We start from the raw sequence: 4,402 nt of genomic DNA on the forward strand, positions 1-4,402 counted from the left end.
AAAGACGCCACCGGAGCCAGGGTTTTGATTCATCGCAATGACGCTAAGATGCTGACTAATGCAGTGTCCAATTTTTCCTTTATGATGGGTCAGCAGGTCACCAGCCCCCCGGCGGAGGATTTTATAGATGAAGGCGATATTATTAAAATCGGCACTACGGTAGAATTGGAAGTGATTCACACCCCGGGACACAGTCTGGGGGGAATCTGTTTGGCGACTGACAATATTATCTTTTCCGGTGATACCCTTTTCTATGGTTCCATCGGCCGCACCGATTTCCCGGGGGGATCATACCAGGATCTGATATCCAATATAAAGAACAAGCTGCTTTGTTACGATGACGATGTGGTGGTTTATCCCGGACACGGGCCGGCTACAACGATCGGTTTCGAGCGCAAGCGCAATCCTTTTCTGCGCGACTAGTCATTTGTCCAAAAATTAAAATATTTAAGGCTTGTCAATCTTTACAGACGGTCTGAAGTATGCTATCATCTCGTTATTAATATTGAAAATGCGATGAATAAGTAAAGTAGGTTTGTGAAGTCATGCAGAGAGAGGATGCCACCGGCTGCAAGCATCCTTATGAGGAAGCAAATTGAAGTTCACTTAGGAGCACCCGGCTGAAACATAAGCAAGTAGGTCGAGGCGGAACCCTTACCGTTAAAAGAGGGGGGATATCGGATTAAACCTGTATCCTGATCATCAGGCACCGAAACCATTGGGTGGTATTGCGTGTAAGCACCAGGCTTCTCGTCCCATAAGGATGTGAAGCCTTTGTTTTTTAAGGCCTGAAGGTTAGATCCCGTATCCTGATAGTAAAGCGGCCTTATGGCAAATTGGGTGGTACCGCGGGAAGTTCGCCTCTCGTCCCTTGTGGAGAGAGGCCTGTTTTATTTTCTGGAACGATTCGAAAGAGGGTGGATTGGGGTATGTCGGCACAGCTGCCAAACCTGGGGATGTTTACTCCTTCATAAATCACCGCTGACTTCAGACTGATTAAAAAGGAGATGATCAAATGCTCAATGCTGCACTGAAAAAAACCTCATCAATGCTGGTGGCCAGTCAGAACGGGCACAAAACCAGGGTAGTTGTAAAAAACATCTGTTTCGGAGGCGAAACAATACCTATAATAGCCGGCCCCTGTGCCATTGAAAATGAAGACACCTTGCGTGAAACCGCCTTCAAAGTGAGGGGGGCCGGTGCGGTTGTACTGCGGGGCGGCGCCTACAAGCCGCGCACCTCCCCATACAGCTTTCAGGGTCATGGCCGGGCCGGGCTGGAATGTCTGGCCAGGGTAGGCGAAGAGATGAATATGCCGGTAATCACCGAATTGATGGATGGAGAAGAGCTGGAAGCGGTCCTGGAATATGCAGATATCATCCAGATCGGGGCCCGCAATATGTATAACTACAGTTTGCTGCGCAAATTGGGAAAAACTGATAAACCGGTGGTCTTGAAACGGGGGCTTTCCGCCACCATTGAGGAATGGCTTATGGCGGCCGAGTATATTCTGGCTGAAGGCAATTCCCAGGTTATACTGTGCGAGCGGGGCATCCGCAGTGCGGAGACCTGGACCCGCAACACCCTGGATTTGAACGCGGTAGCACTGGTCAAACAACTATCCCATTTACCGGTGATGGTCGATCCCAGCCACGGCACCGGAGTGCGCAGCCTGGTGGCCCCTATGTCACTGGCTGCTGTAGCGGCCGGCGCCGATGGATTGATGATCGAAGTTCACCCCCGGCCGGAAAGCGCCCTGTCAGACGGAGAACAATCCCTGACCCCCAAAGGCTTCAGTCAGTTGATGCGTCAGCTGGAAGCCATGGCCCTGGCAATGGGAAGGAGGGTGCGCTGATGGCTTATGCGGTCTTAGGCCCCTGTGGCACTTTCAGTGAAGAGGCCGCCCGGAGGTATTGGGGGGCGGGGGTGGAACTGACAACTGTGGAGGATTTGGACATAATAGGCCGATTGCTGGCCGATCGCCAGGTTCAAGGCGCACTGGTGCCCTTGCACAATACCATAACCGGATGGGTAAACTCCACCCTCAAGCTTTTCAAAACACAGCGCCTGGCTATACAGGGACAGATTGATATACCGGTTGCACAGCATCTTATGGCCTGTAATCCCTATGACCTGCAGGACCTGGAGGTGGTTATCTCCCATCCCCTGGCCCTGGAGCAATGCCGGGACTTCATCGCCTTCAGGCTTAATGGGGTCAAACTGGAACACCTTTCCAGCACGGCCGGAGCCGCTCAGGTGCTGCGCTCGGAGCCGCGCCGGGCTGCCTCCATCGGAAGCGTTCAGGCGGCTCGGTTATATGGCCTGAAGATTATACAGCATAATATCAACCGCCCCGGAAATATCACCTGTTTCGTTCATATTGAGAGCCTTAGGAAAGCGCCGTTTTCCAACCGGAGCCAGGCCCGCCCCTCTGCCTTCCGGCCATGCCGGGACAGACGCTGAAAGCCGCCCCCGGGTTTGGTCTGCGGTTAAGATTCGGGTATTATTGTCTAATGAAGCAAAATGGGAGGGCGTAAATTGCGCATCATACTCAAACTGGAACCTAACAGCCTTTATGACAGTATCCATGAACTGGTTCGCATGGCTTATCCCGGCTGTGAGATCGTCTGCGGGGAAGGCGAGGGGGATTTGATGCTTGAGCTGCGCCTTGATATCGATGATAAGGCGGCCGTAATCGCGGCGCAGATTCACACTGCACAAGGCGCCCGGACCCGGCGGGAGAGATGCGCTATTGCGGCGGACATCGGGGCCGGACTCTTCAACTGGGCTAAGCAGCAGGTGCGGGCTTTTACCTATGACCTGCTCTGCGAGCTGACCGGGGAGAATATCAACCGCTACGGCATCCTGACCGGGATGAGGCCGGTTAAACTGGCGCACCGTCTTTTTGACCAGGGCCTCAACCCCCGGGAAATAGAAAAACGCCTGGGCTCAGACTACCGCCTGGATCCGGAGAAGGCCCATTTGCTGGTGGAGATCGCCAAGGCTAACCGGCCTTATCTGCTCGGGGCAGATGAGGCCGGCAAATGGGTCAGTATTTACCTGGGCATCCCTTATTGCCCCTCCCGCTGTTACTATTGTTCGTTTCCGGGGGCGGTCCTGACTAATTATGAAACCGAAATAATCCCTTTTCTTGAGGCGCTATTCCGTGAGATCAGGGCATTATCCGGCTATTTGAAAGAGCGGGGCTTAAAAGTTCAAACAGTGTACCTGGGCGGGGGCACCCCTACAGTGCTCTCCACTTACCATCTCGAGCGGCTTTTTGCCGAGCTCGTGGCTTGCGGCTATATAACAGCCCAAACGGCGGAGATCACTGTAGAGGCGGGCAGGCCGGATACCCTGGACCTTCACAAGCTTCGGGCTTTGAAGGCCAACGGGGTCAACCGCATCTGCATCAACCCTCAATCCATGAATGATAACACCCTGGCCGTTATCGGCAGGAATCATGATCAGAAAGGAGTGATTAAGTCCCTTGAATGGGTAAGGGAAGTCGGAATCGAAAAAATCAATATGGACGTAATCATAGGTCTTCCTGGGGAAGGCCTGACCGAAAACACGAACACAGCACAACAAATTCTCAGATTAGAACCAGACAACATCACGGTCCATACCCTGGCTTTAAAGAAGGGTTCTCTTATGGCTGAGAAGGAAAACGGGATTACCCCGCAGGAGAGAACCAGGCAGGTCGAAGCCGGGGTGGAACTATTCAGTGACTTGCTGCGCGGGGCTGGTTTTGTACCCTATTACCTGTATAGGCAAAAATATATGAAAGCCAGTATGGAGAATCTGGGTTACGCCAGGCCTGGATCCTTCTGCCTTTACAATATTCAAATGATAGAGGAGAGGCAGACCATTATCGGGTTGGGCGGAGGGGCCGGCAGCAAATTCATTGATCTCAAGGCAGGCAGTCTGGAGTCGTTTTACAACCCCAAAAACCCCGCGGCATACTGCCAGACCGTGGAACAGCTAATCTCTCGTAAAGTTGACAAGCTTAGGGCATTAAATTAGAATTATCCATGACAATGACCATTATTCTACCCAATTTTGATAATTCTGGAGGATATTATGCCCATCAAAGCCCCTCGGGGCACATACGATACTCTGCCTCCGGTTTCCGGAAACTGGCAGGCCCTGGAAGACAGCCTCAAAGAGGTTGCCCGGCTGTATGGCTATCAGGAGATCCGCACCCCGCTTTTTGAACACACTGAACTTTTTGAGCGGGGAGTCGGGGAAGGAACCGATATCGTCAGCAAAGAGATGTATACCTTTTTTGATAAATCCGGGCGCAGTCTTACTCTCAGGCCGGAGATGACGGCCAGTTGCGCCCGCGCCTTGATAGAACACAGCGCACATGCGGGATTGCTGCCGGTAAAGTGGTTCTATT

5 protein-coding genes and 1 other annotated feature are annotated in these 4,402 nt (G+C 52.6%); all 5 genes read left to right on the forward strand.

Annotated elements, in window-relative coordinates; all coding sequences use genetic code 11:
• Positions 1 to 423 (forward strand): MBL fold metallo-hydrolase (locus B3W37_RS16645; RefSeq protein ID WP_483176486.1); only part of this gene is annotated, 423 nt, incomplete at its 5' end.
• 84 nt (positions 424 to 507) lie between these two features.
• Positions 508 to 875 (forward strand) — a binding site (T-box leader).
• A gap of 140 nt (positions 876 to 1,015) precedes the next feature.
• Positions 1,016 to 1,855: a 3-deoxy-7-phosphoheptulonate synthase gene (gene aroF, locus B3W37_RS16650; RefSeq protein WP_483168552.1), complete on the forward strand. Its 840-nt coding sequence runs from the start codon at positions 1,016 to 1,018 to the stop codon at positions 1,853 to 1,855.
• A complete protein-coding gene (locus B3W37_RS16655) occupies positions 1,855 to 2,463 on the forward strand; it encodes a prephenate dehydratase (RefSeq protein ID WP_483168551.1) in 609 nt (202 codons plus the stop codon). The genes aroF and B3W37_RS16655 overlap by 1 nt, the downstream gene beginning before the upstream one ends.
• A 75-nt stretch (positions 2,464 to 2,538) precedes the next feature.
• A complete protein-coding gene (hemZ, locus tag B3W37_RS16660; RefSeq protein WP_483176487.1) occupies positions 2,539 to 4,026 on the forward strand; it encodes a coproporphyrinogen dehydrogenase HemZ in 1,488 nt (495 codons plus the stop codon).
• Positions 4,027 to 4,083: 57 nt separating this feature from the next.
• The coding region (locus tag B3W37_RS16665) for an ATP phosphoribosyltransferase regulatory subunit (RefSeq protein ID WP_483176488.1) at positions 4,084 to 4,402 on the forward strand (319 nt) is incomplete at its 3' end.

It is taken from the genome of Syntrophomonas sp. UBA5494, assembly GCF_002426325.1.

Excerpts from the sequence above, each read along its gene's own strand:
- B3W37_RS16655 (WP_483168551.1), top strand. The coding sequence starts at position 1,855 with ATGGCTTATGCGGTCTTAGGCCCCTGTGGCACTTTCAGTGAAGAGGCC.
- aroF (WP_483168552.1), top strand. The coding sequence starts at position 1,016 with ATGCTCAATGCTGCACTGAAAAAAACCTCATCAATGCTGGTGGCCAGT.